The following is a 16,040-nucleotide window of genomic DNA, read 5'->3' as shown; positions in this document are numbered from 1 at the left end:
CTTTCCCGGGCCCCGGGAAGACCAAGGAAGAGCGTTCGTGGCTGCTAAAAAACCTGCAAAGAAGGCCGTCCAGGCCGCCAAGAAGCCTGCCAAGCCCGTCGCCAAGAAAGCGACGGTGTCCGCCGCCAGCAAACCGCCGAAGAAAGCCGCGCCTGCGAAGCCGGCGGCCAAGGTCGCCCCGGCCAAGTCGGCCAGCAAGGCCGTGGCCAAGAAGCCGGCCGCCAAGCCGGTCGCTGCGGCGCCGGCCAAGTCCGCTCCTGCCAAGAAGGCCCCGGCCAAGAAGGCGCCTGCCAAGCCGGTTGCAGTGGCCAAGGCCGCCGCCAAGCCAGCGCCCGCCGCCAAGCCGGCAGCGAAGGCGCCGGCGGCCAAGCCGATCGGCAAGGCCGCCGCTCCCGCCAAATCCAAACCGGCCACCGCCTCCGTCGCATCCGCGGTGACCACCTCCGTACCGAAGTCGGCGCCCAAGCCGGCTGCGGCCAAGCCTGTCCCGGTCAAGCCCGCCGCGGCCGCCGCAGCACCGGCTCCCAAGCCCGTTGCCGCCAAGTCCGCCGCGCCGTCGACCCCGCCACAAAAGAATCCCGTGTCCGTTTCGAAATCCTCCGCGAAAACCCCCACCAAGTCCGAATCCACCCCGAAGGCGCCGGTCGCCAAGCCCACCGGCAAGGTCGCCGTGGCCGTGACCGCCAAGTCGAATACGCCGGCCAAGCCGGCCAAGTACAAGGTGGTCGAGTACAAGACCGACGACGCCACCGGTCGCCCGATCCTGCCAAAGGGTTACAAGCCGGCGGCGGACGAGGAGTACATGAGCGCGCTGCAGCAGGAGTACTTCCGCCAGCGCCTGCTCACCTGGCGCGCCGACCTGGTCGAGGAATCCAAGCAGACCATCGAGAACCTGCGCGACGAAGTCCGCGACATCGGCGACGAAGCCGAGCGTGCGACCCGCGAGACCGAGAACTCGCTGGAACTGCGGACCCGCGACCGCTACCGCAAGCTGATCGGCAAGATCGACAGCACGCTCAAGCGCCTGGACGCCGGCGACTACGGCTATTGCGTGGACACCGGCGAAGAGATCGGCCTGGAGCGCCTGGAGGCGCGCCTGACCGCCGAGCGCACCATCGACGCGCAGGAGCGCTGGGAACATCTGCAGAAGCAGCAGGGCGACTGAGTCCTCGCTGACTTCAGTATGTCAAGGCAAGGCCCCGCTCGCGGGGCTTTGCGTTTTTTGGAGCTTCCCGGTCAGGGCGAAGCGCCTGCCGTCTGCTGCCGTGTGTCGCCACTGCCGCAGAACCCACCATCGAAGCGCCGATGCGCGATGCGCAGCCGAACGCCCGTCCTGCCGCCGCAGCCGCTTGCGGCCGCGTGCGCAGGCATCCGTTGGGAGGCGGCCTATCCCGGCATGACGACGGCGTCCTTCAACGCACGCCGTTGATCAACCCGCTTTGCGCATCCTTGCTCATTTGCAAGCCGGGGAGGGCGAAACTGTCCAGGTCCTGCTTGGTGGCTGCGAGGTCCAGTCCGACGATCGCCGACGTATCCGGATCGACCTCCAGGCCCAGCGGCATCGCGGCGAACTGCACGTAGTCGCGGCTGGCGTTCCATTGCGGCTGCCCGCCGATGGCCTGCAATACCCGATCGACGTGCGTGCCGGCCGGCTGGCCGAGCAACTCGAACGGCAACGGGGCGTCTGGAGTGGCAAAGGCGATCAGGTTGGTGACCCAGTCGTTGCGAAAGCGCACCGCCAACTGGCTGTAGCGGAGAGCGGTCGCCGGCTGCGGTTGCTGCGCCAGTTGCGCATTGAACCCGCGCGGGTACAGATACACCACGCTGAGCGTGTCCGGATGTGCCGCATCGCTGCGGGTGATGTCCGGCTGGCCCAGGGCGGCCAGCACCTGGTGTTTGCGCATGCCGAGCGCGACTGGTCCGAGACGCGCGCACGGCGTGGGCAGGGTGGAGGCGCTGCTGGAGCCTGCAAAGGCCTGATGCAGCGCATGCGTGCAGGCCGCCGCGTCGCTGCCGGCGGCGTGGGCTTGCGAGCAGGCCATGCAGAGCGCGAGCAGGCCGAACAGCGGGAAGAACCGGGATGCCATGAGAAATCTCCGTGATGGGGAGTGCGCGGCGAGGACGGGAGCGCTCCCGTCCTCGCCGCAGGGTGGGTTAGTTGCGGTGCCAGCCTTCTCGGTGCCCGTAGGCGGTGATGAACGCGTTGCGCTGGGATGGGACGGATTCAGGCCCGAATTGGTGGCGATGGTGGCGATCATCTCGGAGATTGGATTCTCGCCACTGCGTGCTGTGCCGACGTCGTAGGTACCTGCGCGACGGTTACCTCCGCCGCGTCGTCGCTGCTCCCTCGCTGGAGCACACCAAGGTCAGTTCCTGGCGGCGTACCGTCCAATGCGACGGCGCGTCGATCGTCCCGGTCGCACGGACGTGATAGGCGGCACAGTCCGCATCTTCCTCCGGGTTGTTCTTGATGTTGCAGTTGCCTTCGATCAGGAAGGACTTGGCGCCATCGGCGCCGGTGCGTGCAAATTTCAGTGCGGGGCAGTCCCCGAATAGCCTTGAGAGCACGATGTCGTTCTGCAGCACATAGGCGATCGCCTGTTCGCCGTCTGCGGGGGCAGGGGCTTGCTTCGCCTGCAAGGATCCTGGCACGGCCATGGCGAACGCCAAGGCAATGCCGATGCGCGGTAAGCAGAGAGACTTCATGCGGAGAGCTCCGATAGGCGGTTGTCTGCCGGGGTTGGCGGCACGGGTGCGGGAGAGGGTGGGAGGAAGTGCTTGCAGCGACATCACTACGGCGGTGGCGATGCCGAGTGCGACGCAGGTCCGGGCCTGGATTGAGAAGGGAGTTGCCCGTCGCGCTGTCCCCAGCCATGCCGGGCGTCGGGCGGCCACTGTCTCGTCACGGAAAAGCGAACGTTCCATTCGGCTGATTCCATCCATGTTTCATATGGGAGCTACGTTCGACACACATCCATACTCGAAAAGCGGTTCGCGCTTTATCGCTGAAGATAATCTCCAGTGCTTCTTTCGTCCTCCTTTCCTTTTGGTTTTCCGTCTTTTCTGCAAGGTGCGCTCTCCTGGCGACAATGAAATACGCGGGTCGCGTCGGGAAGCGTTGGGGCTTTCGCTCAAGTTACGGTTTCTTCGTGCCTGTCGACGGCTTTAAATGTGCCTGTCATGGCGGTGTCGCATAATGAGGTGCGCGGTATGTCGCCATATCGCTTCTGACAAACCATGTCATTGCTTGAGAATTATTTCCATGTCGTATCCATGGCTGCATCGATAACGGAGTGCCGACCTTGAGCCGCAATGCCGAATTGGCCGGCCCAGACATGCGCAGACGCCGTCGCTGGCGCTTGCCGATCCTGATCGCCTTGTTATTGCTCGCGGTCGTTGCGCTGGGTCCGCGGGTCAGCGTGGCCCTGCCGCAGGTGGCGGCGCCGGCGGTGCCGCAGAACCCGCTGGCGCTGCAGGCGTGGATCGATGCGCGCGAACGCGCCACGCCGGGGCTGCGCCCGGACAATCAGGCGCGGATCGTCTGGGCCGATCCGGCGCATCCGGGACGCCGCGCGTGCGCCATGGTCTATCTGCATGGCTTCACCGCCAGCCAGGGCGAAGGCGCGCCCACGCACGTGCGGCTGGCGCGCAGCTTCGGTTGCAATCTGTATCTGCCGCGCCTGCCCGGGCACGGGTTGGTGGCGGCCGATGCGTTGCGCGGCGTCGATGCCGGGCGCCTGCTCGCCGGCGCGGCCGAGGCGCTGGCGGTGGCGCGGGTGCTCGGCGATCGCGTGGTGGTCATCGGCAATTCGATGGGCGGCGCGCTGGCGCTGCAGGCGGTGGCGGCGAATCCGCGCCAGGTGCAGGCGCTGGTGCTGTGGTCGCCGCTGGTGCGCGAGTACGGCGATCAGTTGCAGCCGATGCTGTGGCCGTGGGGCGCGCAGTTGCTGGCGTGGACGCACAACGGCGGCGATCCGATCCTGCGCTATCCGGTCGACAGCGCCTACTGGGCCGACGCCACGCACCTGGACGGTTACCGCGCGCTGGCCGCGCTGACCCGCGGCGGCATGCAGCCGACGACCTATGCGCGCATCCACGTGCCGGTGTTCCTGGGCTACTACTATCGTGATCCGCAGCACCAGGACCGCACGGTGTCGGTGGCGGCGCTGCAGGCGATGTTCAAGCAACTGGGAACGCCGCCGGCCTTGCGCCAGGCGGTGGATTTCCCCGGGGCGGACAATCACGTGCTGGCCTCGCCGATCCGTTCGCACGCGGTGCCGGCGGTGTTCGCCGCCACCTGCCGGTTCCTGGCGGGGCAGGGCGGCCTGGTGCAGCCGGCCGGCGTGCCGGATTGCGCGCATGCCTGGGCGGCCGACGAGGCGCAGGCGCATGCGGTGGCGGCCGCGCGGTGAGCGCGGCCGTCGCATCTTGAAGAACGTCGTGCTGCCCGCGTGCAGCGGCTTCGCCGCACGCGATGTGCAGCGACACCCTGCTGTTACCGCGCATGCTGGCGATGAAGCACGCGCGTCGTCAGCCCGGGCCTACTGCAGGTCGCGCAGATCCAGGTTGCGCAGCTTGGGCGCTTTCCACGCGGTGATGCCGACCACGCCCAGGGTGACGCAGCCGCCCAACACGACTGCCGGCACCAGATGGATCAACCGCGCCATGACCCCGTCGTAGAACGCGCCCAGTTCGTTCGACGAGCCGATGAAGATGCCGTTGATCGAGGACACGCGGCCACGCATCGCGTCGGGCGTGGCCAGTTGCAGGATGGTCGAGCGCACGATCACCGAGACGCCGTCGCACATGCCGTAGGCCAGCAGGATCGCCGCCGACAGCCAGAAGTGCCGCGACAGGCCGAAGGCGATGGTGCACAGCCCGAAGCCGGCCACCGCCAGTAGCAGCACGCGTCCGGCATTGCGCTGCAGCGGGTGCCGCGCCAGCCACACGCCGACCAGGATCGAGCCCAGCGCCGGTGCCCCGCGCAGGATGCCCAGGCCTTCGGGGCCGTAGTGCAGGATGTCGTGGATGAAGGCCGGCAGCATCGACACCGCGCCGCCCAGCAGCACCGAGAACATGTCCAGGGCCATCGCGCCGAGCATGATCTGGTTGGAGAACACGAACTGCGCACCTTCGGCGATGCTGCGGAAGATCGGTGCGCGTGGGCCCTCGTGCACCGGCTCGGCCACGCGCAGCAGCCACAGCGCCAGCAGCGCCGCGGTCGAGGCGCCGATGGCGGTGCCGTAGGCCAGGCTCTTGCCGCCCCAGCCGACCAGCAGGCCGCCCAGCGCCGGGCCGATCACCATGCCGGCCTGGAACGCCACGCTGCCGACGCTGGCGCCGCGCGCATAGGCCTCGCGCGGCAGGACGCGGGCGAACAGCGCGTTGTACACCGGCGACAGGAACGCACGCGCGGCGCCGGTCAGCGCGATCGCCGCGTAGATCGGCCACACGCCCTGCGCCGACAGCCAGCCGCGGCTCACCGCCAGCAGGACCGCCGCGGTGGCGATCAGGCCGACGCTGGCGAGCATGCCGAGGTAGCGACGTGGCAGGTGGTCGACCAGGTAGCCGGCGAACGGGGCGATGCAGAAGAACGGCAGGATCTCGGCCAGCCCGATCAGGCCCAGCGAGAACGGGTCGCGGGTGATCTCGTAGATGTGCCAGCCGACCGTGACCGCGACGATCTGATAGGACAGCATCGCCAGGATGCGGTAGGCCAGCACCAGGGCGAAGCCGGGGTGCGCCAGCAGCGTGCGCAGGGTCTGCGGTGGAGTGGGCAGCGGCGCGCTCATGCCTGCTGGGCGCGCGCAGTGTCCTGGATGAAGGCCAGCAGCGCGGCCAGGCCGTTGCTGCGGGTCGGCGACAGATGCTTGCCCAGGCCGATGGCGGCGACGAAGTCTGGCGCGGTGGCGAGGATGTCCGCGGCGCTGCGTCCGGAATAGACCCGCAGCGCGAGGTAGATCAGCCCGGAGACGATCGCCGAATCGCTGATCGCATGGAATACCAGGCGCTCGGCATTGCCCTCGGGCACGATCCACACCATCGACTGGCAGCCGTGCAGGCGATGTTCTTCGGTCTTCCAGTGCTCGGGAAAGGCGGGCAGTTTGCGGCCGAGGTCGATCAGGTACTGGTAGCGCTCGGACCAGTCGCCGAAGAAGCCGAATTCCTCGGCGATGGCGGCTTGGGCGTCGGCGGGCGTGGGTTCGAGCGGAAAGTCGGTGTCGGTCATCAGCAATCCAAGATCAAGCGATGTAAAGCCCCTCTCCCTCCGGGAGAGGGGTTGGGGTGAGGGTACGTGCGAAGCCTCGCGAACTGTCGATGCGAGTCGCTTCGCGCCGTACCCTCATCCGGCGCTGCGCGCCACCTTCTCCCGGAGGGAGAAGGGAACAGCCGTGCTCCCTTTTTCTGCGAGGGTGCCGTTACCCACGCTTCCAACGTACACCCTGCGGCGTGTCCTCCAGGACAATGCCGGCCTCGGCCAGTTCCTGGCGGATGGCGTCGGCGCGGGCGAAGTCGCGGGCCTGCTTGGCGGCGCTGCGGGCATCGATCAGTGCCTGGATGCGGGCGTCGTCCTCGTTGCCGGCGCCCTGGAACCAGACCTGCGGATCCTGCAGCAGCAGGCCCAGGGCGAGACCGGCGCCGAGCAGGCGGCCCTTGGCATGGCGCAGTGCGTCGGCGCGTTGCGCGGCATCGGCCGGGTCGGGGCCGCCGGCGGGCGCCGCCTCGCGCAGTGCCTGCCGCGCCTGGGTCGCCAGGCTCGACAGCACCGACAGCGCCAACGGCGTGTTGAGGTCATCGTCCAGTGCTTCTTCGATCTCGGCCGGAATGACCGCCTCGGCGTCGATGGCCTGCAGATCGCGCAGCGTTCCGTACAGGCCGTCGAGCCGGGCGACCTGGGCCTGGATCAGGGCGTCGGACCAGTCCAGCGGCTGCCGGTAATGCGCGCTCAGCAGGGCGCAGCGCAGGGCCTCCGGCCGATGCCGGGCGATCAGGTCGTGCACGGTCTCGATGTTGCCCAGCGACTTGCTCATCTTGGCGCCGCTGAAGGTCAGCATGCCGTTGTGCAGCCAGACGCGGGCGAACGGGGCGCCACCGTGGGCGCATTCGCTCTGCGCGATCTCGTTCTCGTGGTGCGGGAACTGCAGGTCGACGCCGCCGGCATGGATGTCGATGGTCTCGCCCAGGTGCGCGGCGGCCATCGCCGAGCACTCGATGTGCCAGCCGGGGCGGCCGCGGCCCCATGGCGAGTCCCAGCCCGGCAGGTCGTCGCTGGAGGGCTTCCACAGCACGAAGTCGCCCGGGTCGCGCTTGTACGGAGCCACCTCGACGCGGGCGCCGGCCAGCATCTCTTCCGGGTCGCGCCGCGACAGCTTGCCGTACTCGGCGAAGCTGGCCACGGCGAACAGTACGTGGCCCTCGGCGGCATAGGCGTGGCCGCTGGCGATCAGCCGCTCGATCATCGCCACGATGTGCGGGATGTGCGCGGTGGCCGCCGGCTCGATGTCCGGCGGGGTCACGCCCAGCGCGGCCATGTCCTGGCGGTAGATGGCGGCGAAGCGGTCGGTGATGGCCGAGATCGGCACGCCCTGCGCCTGCGCGGCGGCGTTGATCTTGTCGTCCACGTCGGTGATGTTGCGGGCGTAGCGCAGCTTGCCGTAACGGCGCCGCAGCAATGCCGCCAGCACGTCGAACACCACCGGCCCGCGGGCGTTGCCGATGTGCGCGTAGTTGTAGACGGTAGGGCCACAGACGTAGAGCGTCGGGCCGGCCACCGGATCGAGCGGTTCGAAGGCGTCGACCCGGCGGGTCAGGTTGTTGTGCAGGCGCAGGCTCATCGGCATCGGCGGTGGGGAAACCGTCCGATTCTACCGGCAGCCGTCCCGGGACGGGCGCGGGGAGCGCCTTTCGGCTCGCGTTCAGCCCGACGCAAGCCGCCATGCCTACACTCGTGGGTCTGCCCTTGCGAAGCTGCTGCCGATGCGCCTGAACCCGTTGTTGCCGCTGGTCGGCCTCCTTGCCTGCGCCGCCGCGCCGGCCTGGGCGCAGGACTCCGAGGCGCGCAACCGGGTGGTGGTGATCGAGAACGTCAAGCTGGACTACGCCCAGGTCCTGAATGTGGAGCCGGTCTACCAGACCCTGCGCGCCACCCGCACCGAGCAGCAATGCGATCCGGCCCCCGCGCCGGCCCCGGCGGCGGCGCCCAAACCGGCCGAGGACGACAGCCGCTTGAACCGGTTGATGGATTCGGTGAAGGACATCTTCAGCCGCCGCCACGAGGAGCCGGCCCCGGCCGCTACGCCGGCCACGGCGCCGAACGGCGGACGCAATTGCCGCATGGTCGAGGTCGGCCGCGAGTTCCGCCGGCCCATCGCCTACGACGTGGACTATGTCTACAAGGGCACCAAGTACCGCTCGCGGCTGCCGGAAGATCCGGGCAACCGGCTGCGCATCCGCGTCTCCGTGGCCCCGTACGTGCCTGACGCGGTGGTGGTGCCGCCGCGCTGAGCGCCGCGCGCGCTTGCGCCTGTGGCGTGCGCGTGCGAGGATGCGCGCCGATGAAAGCGAACCTGCCCCAGCACGATCTCAGCGCCGCACGCATGGCCTCGGGCATGACGTCGCGCGCGCGTCGACCGGAATCCCACATTCTCGCTGGGTAACCGGAGCGTCGTGCCGTTCGTTCTGAAAACCCAGCCCGAGGCTGGGTTTTTTCGTTTTCATCGGCCGGAAAAGTTTCACCCGTAAAGAACAACCCCACAGCACCTCCCGCGCGTCCCGCGTCCCCACCGCTGCAAAGGATCGATCGATGTCTCTGAAGCACTTCTTGAACACCCAGGACTGGAGCCGCGCCGAACTCGACGCGCTGCTGACCCAGGCGGCGCTGTTCAAGCGCAACCGCCTCGGCAGCGAGCTGAAGGGCAAGTCGATCGCGCTGGTGTTCTTCAACCCGTCCATGCGCACCCGTACCAGCTTCGAGCTGGGCGCGTTCCAGTTGGGCGGCCACGCGGTGGTGCTGCAGCCGGGCAAGGACGCATGGCCGATCGAATTCGACCTGGGCACGGTGATGGACGGCGACACCGAGGAGCACATCGCCGAGGTGGCGCGGGTGCTGGGCCGCTACGTCGACCTGATCGGCGTGCGCGCGTTCCCGAAGTTCGTCGACTGGGCCAAGGACCGCGAGGACGTGGTGCTGAAGAGCTTCGCCAAGTACTCGCCGGTGCCGGTGATCAACATGGAGACCATCACCCACCCGTGCCAGGAGCTGGCGCATGCGCTGGCCCTGCAGGAGCACTTCGGCACCCGCGACCTGCGCGGCAAGAAGTACGTGCTGACCTGGACCTACCATCCCAAGCCGCTGAACACCGCGGTGGCCAATTCCGCACTGACCATCGCCACCCGCCTCGGGATGGACGTGACCCTGCTGTGCCCGACCCCCGACTACGTGCTCGACGAGCGCTACATGGGCTGGGCCGCGCAGAACGTGCAGGAGAGCGGCGGTTCGCTGACCGTCAGCCACGACATCGACAGCGCCTACGCCGGCGCCGACGTGGTCTACGCCAAGAGCTGGGGCGCGCTGCCGTTCTTCGGCAACTGGGGCCCGGAGAAACCGATCCGCGACCAGTACCAGCACTTCATCGTCGACGAACGCAAGATGGCGCTGACCAACAACGGCGTGTTCTCGCACTGCCTGCCGCTGCGCCGCAACGTCAAGGCTACCGACGCGGTGATGGATTCGCCCAACTGCATCGCCATCGACGAGGCCGAGAACCGCCTGCATGTGCAGAAGGCGATCATGGCGGCGCTTGCTTCGCAAGCGGGAATCGGGAATCGGGAATAGAGAATCGTCGCAGCAACCGCCTTCGCCCCCACTTTTACGCGTCATCAAGGAAACCGCCATGAGCACCGCTTCTTCCATTCCCGATTCCCCTGTCTCCACTCCCGGCCTCAAGGACATCGTCCTCGCCTTCTCCGGCGGCCTCGACACCAGCTTCTGCATTCCCTACCTGCAGGCCAAGGGCTATGCGGTGCACACCGTGTTCGCCGATACCGGCGGCGTGGATGCCGAGGAGCGCGACTTCATCGAGAAGCGCGCTGCGGAACTGGGTGCGGCCAGCCACGTCACCGTCGACGGCGGCCCGGCGATCTGGGCCGGCTTCGTCAAGCCGTTCGTGTGGGCTGGCGAGGGCTACCAGGGCCAGTACCCGCTGCTGGTGTCCGATCGCTACCTGATCGTCGATGCCGCGCTCAAGCGCGCCGAGGAACTGGGCACCAAGGTCATCGCGCACGGCTGCACCGGCATGGGCAACGACCAGGTGCGCTTCGACCTGGCGGTCAAGGCGCTGGGCGACTACGAGATCGTCGCGCCGATCCGCGAGATCCAGAAGGAACACACCCAGACCCGCGCCTACGAGCAGAAGTACCTGGAGGAGCGCGGCTTCGGCGTGCGTGCCAAGCAGCAGGCCTACACCATCAACGAAAACCTGCTCGGCCTGACCATGTCCGGCGGCGAGATCGACCGCTGGGAAGCGCCGGGCGAGGGCGCCCGCGGCTGGTGCGCGCCGCGCAGCGCGTGGCCGACCGAGCCGCTGACGGTGAAGCTGAAGTTCGTGCAGGGCGAGGCGGTCGAGCTGGACGGCAAGGCGCTGCCGGGCGAGCAGATCCTGGCCAAGCTCAACAAGCTGTTCGCGCCCTATGGTGTGGGCCGTGGCGTGTATACCGGCGACACCGTGATCGGCCTGAAGGGCCGCATCGTGTTCGAGGCGCCGGGCCTGGTGTCGCTGCTGGCCGCGCACCGCGCGCTGGAGGACGCGGTGCTGACCAAGCAGCAGAACCGCTTCAAGCCGGACGTGGCGCGCAAGTGGGTGGAGCTGGTCTACGAAGGCTTCTACCACGACCCGCTGAAGACCGACCTGGAAGCCTTCCTGAAGTCGTCGCAGGCGATGGTCAACGGCGAAGTGACGCTGGAGACCCGCGGTGGCCGCGTCGACGCGGTGGCGGTGAAGTCGCCGCACCTGCTCAACGCCAAGGGCGCGACCTATGCGCAGTCGGCGGACTGGGGCGTGGCCGAGGCCGAGGGCTTCATCAAGCTGTTCGGCATGAGCTCGACGCTGTACGCGCAGGTCAATCGCTGACACTCCGAAAAGCCCCTCTCCCTCCGGGAGAGGGGTTGGGGGCGCCGCAGGAAGCCTTCGGAACCGACATGACGAACGCGTCGCCACGCGCCAGCCATGGGGAACTGCTGCAGTATTTGCTCCCATCGTTCTCCCTCCGGGCGCGTGGCGACGCGTTCGGCGTGGGCGCTTCTCGAAGTTTCGCGAGGCGCCCCTCATCCGCCCCCTTCGGGGGCCCCTTCTCCCGGTGGGAGAAGGGGCCACTGCGATGGAACCCATGCACGCACTACGCATCAGCACCGACAAGCAGGAACTGGATCTGCCGTTGATCCATCGCTTCCTCAGCGAGCAGGCCTACTGGAGCCTGGGCATCCCGCTGGACACGGTGCAGCGGGCGATCGCCGGTTCGCTGTGCTTCGGCGGCCATCTCGACGGCGTGGGGCAGGTGGCGTTCGCCCGGGTGATCACCGACGGCGCGACCTTCGGCTACCTCGCCGACGTGTTCGTGCTCGACGCCTACCGCGGCCGCGGCTACGGCAAGCAGCTGGTGGCGGTGGTGATGGCCCACCCGCAGTTGCAAGGCCTGCGTCGCTTCATGCTCGCCACCTCCGATGCGCATGCGCTGTATGCGCAGTACGGCTTCGCTGCGCCGGCGCGCCCGCAGACGCTGATGGAAGTGCTGCGTTCCGACATCTACCAGGCCGCGGCGACGGCCGCCTGATCCGATCCCCATGACCGACCTGCTCGAATCCACCCTGACCCACCTGAACGAACTGGTGTCCTTCGACACCCGCAATCCGCCGCGGGCGATCGGGACCGATGGCATCTTCGATTACATCCGCACGCAGCTGCCCGGCTTCGCGGTGGAGGTGATCGACCACGGCGCCGGCGCAGTCAGCCTGTACGCGGTACGCGGCACGCCCAGGTACCTGTTCAACGTGCACCTGGACACGGTGCCGGATTCGCCGCACTGGAGCGCCGATCCGCACAGCATGCGGCGCCTGGACGATCGCGTGGTCGGCCTGGGCGTGTGCGACATCAAAGGCGCGGCGGCGGCGCTGCTGGCCGCGGCCAATGCCGGCGACGGCGATGCCGCGTTCCTGTTCTCCAGCGACGAGGAGGCCAACGACCCGCGCTGCATCGCCGCGTTCCTGGCCCGCGGCCTCGCCTACGAGGCGGTGCTGGTGGCCGAGCCGACCATGAGCGAGGCGGTGCTGGCGCATCGCGGCATCAGTTCGGTGCTGATGCGCTTCGCCGGCCGCGCCGGGCATGCCTCCGGCAGGCAGGATGCCGCGGCCAGCGCGCTGCACCAGGCGATGCGCTGGGGCGGCCGCGCGCTGGACCACGTGGAGTCGCTGGCGCATGCGCGCTTCGGCGGGCTGACCGGGCTGCGCTTCAACATCGGCCGGGTCGAGGGCGGGATCAAGGCCAACATGATCGCGCCGGCGGCGGAGCTGCGCTTCGGCTTCCGGCCGCTGCCGTCGATGAACGTGGACGCGTTGCTCGCGACCTTCGCCGGCCTCGCCGAGCCGGCCGCGGCGCATTTCGAGGAGACCTTCCGCGGGCCGAGCCTGCCGTCGGGAGACATTGCCCGCGCCGAGGACAAGCGCCTGGCCGCGCGCGACGTCGCCGATGCGCTGGAGCTGCCGATCGGCAACGCGGTGGACTTCTGGACCGAGGCCTCGCTGTTCTCCGCCGGCGGCTACACCGCGCTGGTCTACGGCCCGGGCGACATCGCCCAGGCGCACACCGCCGACGAGTTCGTGACGCTGGAGCAACTGCAGCGCTACGCGGACTCGGTGCACCGCATCATCAACGGCGCGCGCTGAGCCGCGCGTCTTCCCACGCCACCCGGACCGATCCCGCGATCGGCTCCATCCTGGATTCCTTCGGACACCGCCCCACGCCATGCACGCCAACCGCCAAACCCGCCAGACCATCGTGCGCCTGCTTTCGAGCATGGCCAGCGCGAAGGAAATCAGCCAGTACCTCAAGCGCTTCTCGCAACTGGACGCCAAGCGCTTCGCCGTGGTCAAGGTCGGCGGCGCGGTGCTGCGCGACGACCTGGAGGCGCTGACCTCCTCGCTGTCGTTCCTGCAGGAAGTCGGCCTGACCCCGATCGTGCTGCACGGCGCCGGCCCGCAGCTGGACACGGAGCTGTCCGCCGCCGGCATCGAGAAGCAGACCGTCAACGGCCTGCGGGTGACCTCGCCGGAAGCGCTGGCGATCGTGCGCCGGGTGTTCCAGGCCTCCAACCTCAAGCTGGTCGAGGCGCTGCAGCAGAACGGTGCGCGCGCCACCTCGATCACCGGCGGCGTGTTCGAGGCGCAGTACCTGGACCGCGACACCTATGGGTTGGTGGGCGAGGTCACCGCGGTGAACCTGGCGCCGATCGAGGCCAGCCTGCAGGCCGGCTCGATCCCGGTCATCACCAGCCTGGGCGAGACCCCCAGCGGGCAGATCCTCAACATCAACGCCGATTTCGCCGCCAACGAACTGGTGCAGGAGCTGCAGCCGTACAAGATCATCTTCCTCACCGGCACCGGCGGCCTGCTCGACGAGCGCGGCACGGTGATCGATTCGATCAACCTGTCCACCGAGTACGACCACCTGATCGCGCAGCCGTGGATCCATGGCGGCATGAAGGTGAAGATCGAGCAGATCAAGGACCTGCTGGACCGGCTGCCGCTGGAGTCGTCGGTGTCGATCACGCGCCCGGCCGACCTGGCCAAGGAACTGTTCACCCACAAGGGCTCGGGTACCCTGGTGCGGCGCGGCGAGAAGGTGCTGCGCGCCACGGCGTGGAGCGAGCTGGACCTGCCGCGGTTGAAGACCCTGATCGAATCCAGCTTCGGCCGTACCCTGGTGCCGGACTATTTCGACACCACCACGCTGCTGCGCGCCTATGTCAGCGAGAACTACCGCACCGCTGTGATCCTGACCGACGAGGGTGGCTATACGTATCTGGACAAGTTCGCGGTGCTCGACGACGCGCAGGGCGAAGGCCTGGGCCGGGCGGTGTGGAACGTGATGCGCGAGGAGACGCCGCAGTTGTTCTGGCGCTCGCGCCACAACAACCAGGTCAACATCTTCTACTACGCCGAGTCCGACGGCTGCTTCAAGCAGGAGAAGTGGAAGGTGTTCTGGTACGGCCTGGAGACCTTCGAGCAGATCCAGCACTGCGTGGCGCATTGCGCCACGCGCACGCCGACCCTGCAGGGCTGAGCGGCGCCGCCGTCATGACCGTTCCCATCTCCAGCATCGATCCCGCGCTTCCCGAATCCTGGCGTCAGGTGGCGACGCTGCGCGGCCGCCACGTCAGCCTGGAGCCGCTGCAGGCGGCGCATGCCGAGGGCCTGCGCAGCGCCGTGCGCGGCAGCGGCCTGGAGGCGCTGTGGTACACCAACGTGCCGACGCCGGAGCGGGTGGACGCCTATGTCGCCGCCGCGCTGGAGGTGCAGGCGCTGGGCCGGGTGCTGCCGTTCGTGGTGCGCGATGCGCAGGGCGAGATCGTCGGCAGCACTCGCTTCTACGGCCTGGATCCGCAGGTGCCGACGCTGTCGATCGGCTACACCTGGTATGCGCCGCGGGTGCAGCGCAGCGGCCTGAACACCGAGGCCAAGCTGCTGCTGCTCGGGCATGCCTTCGACACGCTCGGCTGCCTCAGCGTGGTGTTCGAGACCAGTTGGTTCAACCACGCCTCGCGCACCGCGATCGCGCGGCTGGGCGCCAAGCAGGACGGCGTGCTGCGCAACCACAAGCGCCACGCCGACGGCACCCCGCGCGACACCGTCATCTTCTCCATCATCGACACGGAATGGGCCGGGGTGAAACGCCACCTGCAGTTCCGCCTGGATTCGCACGCATGAGCACTCCCATTCATTCCATCGGCATCGTCGGCGCCCGCGGCCATACCGGCGCCGAGCTGATCCGCCTGATCGCCGCGCATCCACAGTTGCGCCTGGCGTTCCTTTCTTCGCGCGAGCTGGACGGGCAGCGCGTCGATGCCCATCACGACGCTTACCAGGGCGAGCTGCACTACGAGAATCTCGACCCGGAGGCGGTGGCGGCCAAGCGTGCCGACGTGGTGGTGCTGGCGCTGCCCAACGGCAAGGCTGCACCCTACGTGGCGGCGCTGGATGCAGCGGTCGCTGCGGGCGCGCCCGACCCGATCGTGGTCGATCTGTCCGCCGACTACCGCTTCGACCCGGCCTGGTACTACGGCCTGCCGGAGCTGACCCGCGCCGGCTATGCCGGGCAGCGCCGCATCAGCAACCCGGGCTGCTACGCCACCGCGATGCAGCTGGCGATCGCGCCGCTGCGCGAGCAGCTCGCCGGGCCGCCGCAGTGCTTCGGCGTGTCCGGCTATTCCGGCGCCGGCACCACGCCGTCGGACAAGAACAACCCGGCGCTGTTGCACGACAACCTGATGCCGTACGCGCTGACCGACCACATGCACGAGCGCGAGGTGTCCGCGCAGCTCGGCGTGCCGGTGGAGTTCATGCCGCACGTGGCGCCGCATTTCCGCGGCATCACCATGACCGTGAACCTGTGGCTGCAGCAGCCGCTCAAGCTGGATGCGGTGCAGCAGCTGTATCGCACGCGCTATGCCGGCGAGCCGCTGATCGAGGTGGTGGACGAGGCGCCCTGGGTCAGCCGCATCGCCGGCCGCCACGGTGTGCAGCTCGGCGGCTTCACCCTGGCCCCGGGCAACAAGCGCCTGGTGCTGGTGGCGACGCTGGACAACCTGCTCAAGGGCGCCGCGACGCAGGCGATGCAGAACCTCAACCTGGCGCTGGGCGTGGACGAACTGACCTCGATCCCGCTCATGGACACCCCGGAGTAGGTCCCCGACGTCAACGCCGTATCCATCACGGACGCAGCGCACCGCTTTTACGATTCCCGATTCCCCAATCCCCATTCCCGGCTTCC

Annotated in this window: 15 protein-coding genes; 10 read left to right on the top strand and 5 right to left on the bottom strand. The window is 68.5% G+C overall.

What is annotated here, in order from left to right:
- Positions 1–37: 37 nt before the first annotated feature.
- Positions 38–1,165: an RNA polymerase-binding protein DksA gene (gene dksA / locus PG878_RS12990; protein ID WP_209029417.1), complete on the top strand. Its 1,128-nt coding sequence runs from the start codon at positions 38–40 to the stop codon at positions 1,163–1,165.
- 247 nt (positions 1,166–1,412) lie between these two features.
- On the opposite strand, the gene PG878_RS12985 is transcribed toward dksA, so the two are convergent.
- Both PG878_RS12985 and PG878_RS12980 read right to left on the bottom strand, forming a co-directional pair.
- Complete coding sequence (locus PG878_RS12985; protein WP_209029418.1) at positions 1,413–2,087, bottom strand: secreted signal peptide protein; 675 nt, start codon at positions 2,085–2,087, stop codon at positions 1,413–1,415.
- 232 nt (positions 2,088–2,319) lie between these two features.
- Positions 2,320–2,706 carry a hypothetical protein gene (locus tag PG878_RS12980; RefSeq protein ID WP_209032605.1) on the bottom strand — a complete coding sequence of 129 codons (387 nt, stop codon included), beginning with the start codon at positions 2,704–2,706 and terminating at the stop codon, positions 2,320–2,322.
- Positions 2,707–3,335: 629 nt separating this feature from the next.
- On the opposite strand from PG878_RS12980, the gene PG878_RS12975 reads away from it, so the two are divergent.
- Positions 3,336–4,412 (top strand): alpha/beta hydrolase, encoded by a 1,077-nt coding sequence (locus PG878_RS12975; RefSeq protein ID WP_209032604.1) that lies wholly within the window; start codon positions 3,336–3,338, stop codon positions 4,410–4,412.
- A 129-nt stretch (positions 4,413–4,541) separates the two neighbouring features.
- Here PG878_RS12975 and PG878_RS12970 read toward each other — a convergent pair whose 3' ends face one another.
- The 3 genes from PG878_RS12970 to cysS all read right to left on the bottom strand — a co-directional run bounded on the left by PG878_RS12970 (position 4,542) and on the right by cysS (position 7,835).
- The gene (locus tag PG878_RS12970; RefSeq protein ID WP_209032603.1) at positions 4,542–5,792 is read right to left on the bottom strand and encodes an MFS transporter; all 1,251 of its coding nucleotides are present in this window, start codon (positions 5,790–5,792) and stop codon (positions 4,542–4,544) included.
- Positions 5,789–6,229, bottom strand: coding sequence for a SufE family protein (locus tag PG878_RS12965; protein ID WP_017912501.1), 441 nt, complete (start codon positions 6,227–6,229; stop codon positions 5,789–5,791). The genes PG878_RS12970 and PG878_RS12965 overlap by 4 nt, the downstream gene beginning before the upstream one ends.
- 190 nt (positions 6,230–6,419) lie before the next feature.
- Positions 6,420–7,835: a cysteine--tRNA ligase gene (cysS, locus tag PG878_RS12960; RefSeq protein WP_209032602.1), complete on the bottom strand. Its 1,416-nt coding sequence runs from the start codon at positions 7,833–7,835 to the stop codon at positions 6,420–6,422.
- Between the two features lie 142 nt (positions 7,836–7,977).
- Between cysS and PG878_RS12955 the strand changes: the two genes are divergently transcribed.
- The 8 genes from PG878_RS12955 to argC all read left to right on the top strand — a co-directional run bounded on the left by PG878_RS12955 (position 7,978) and on the right by argC (position 15,954).
- Positions 7,978–8,505 (top strand): hypothetical protein, encoded by a 528-nt coding sequence (locus PG878_RS12955; RefSeq protein ID WP_209032601.1) that lies wholly within the window; start codon positions 7,978–7,980, stop codon positions 8,503–8,505.
- Between the two features lie 298 nt (positions 8,506–8,803).
- On the top strand, positions 8,804–9,835 hold the full coding sequence (locus tag PG878_RS12950; protein WP_209032600.1) for an N-acetylornithine carbamoyltransferase: 1,032 nt from the start codon (positions 8,804–8,806) through the stop codon (positions 9,833–9,835).
- Positions 9,836–9,893: 58 nt separating this feature from the next.
- Positions 9,894–11,129, top strand: a complete 1,236-nt coding sequence (locus PG878_RS12945; protein ID WP_209032599.1) for an argininosuccinate synthase — start codon at positions 9,894–9,896, stop codon at positions 11,127–11,129.
- 247 nt (positions 11,130–11,376) lie between these two features.
- On the top strand, positions 11,377–11,829 hold the full coding sequence (locus PG878_RS12940; RefSeq protein ID WP_209032598.1) for a GNAT family N-acetyltransferase: 453 nt from the start codon (positions 11,377–11,379) through the stop codon (positions 11,827–11,829).
- A 10-nt stretch (positions 11,830–11,839) separates the two neighbouring features.
- Positions 11,840–12,937 (top strand): acetylornithine deacetylase, encoded by a 1,098-nt coding sequence (locus tag PG878_RS12935; protein WP_209032597.1) that lies wholly within the window; start codon positions 11,840–11,842, stop codon positions 12,935–12,937.
- A 79-nt stretch (positions 12,938–13,016) separates the two neighbouring features.
- Complete coding sequence (locus PG878_RS12930; RefSeq protein WP_209032596.1) at positions 13,017–14,333, top strand: acetylglutamate kinase; 1,317 nt, start codon at positions 13,017–13,019, stop codon at positions 14,331–14,333.
- A 14-nt stretch (positions 14,334–14,347) separates the two neighbouring features.
- Positions 14,348–14,977 (top strand): GNAT family N-acetyltransferase, encoded by a 630-nt coding sequence (locus PG878_RS12925; protein ID WP_209032595.1) that lies wholly within the window; start codon positions 14,348–14,350, stop codon positions 14,975–14,977.
- Positions 14,974–15,954, top strand: coding sequence for an N-acetyl-gamma-glutamyl-phosphate reductase (gene argC / locus PG878_RS12920; RefSeq protein ID WP_209032594.1), 981 nt, complete (start codon positions 14,974–14,976; stop codon positions 15,952–15,954). The genes PG878_RS12925 and argC overlap by 4 nt, the downstream gene beginning before the upstream one ends.
- Positions 15,955–16,040: the final 86 nt, after the last annotated feature.

Origin of the sequence: Xanthomonas hawaiiensis (genome assembly GCF_031834635.1) — a bacterium.
GTDB lineage: Bacteria > Pseudomonadota > Gammaproteobacteria > Xanthomonadales > Xanthomonadaceae > Xanthomonas_A > Xanthomonas_A sacchari.
The sequence above is the reverse complement of the archived record's forward strand: the minus strand, read 5'-3'. Positions and strand labels throughout refer to the sequence as shown.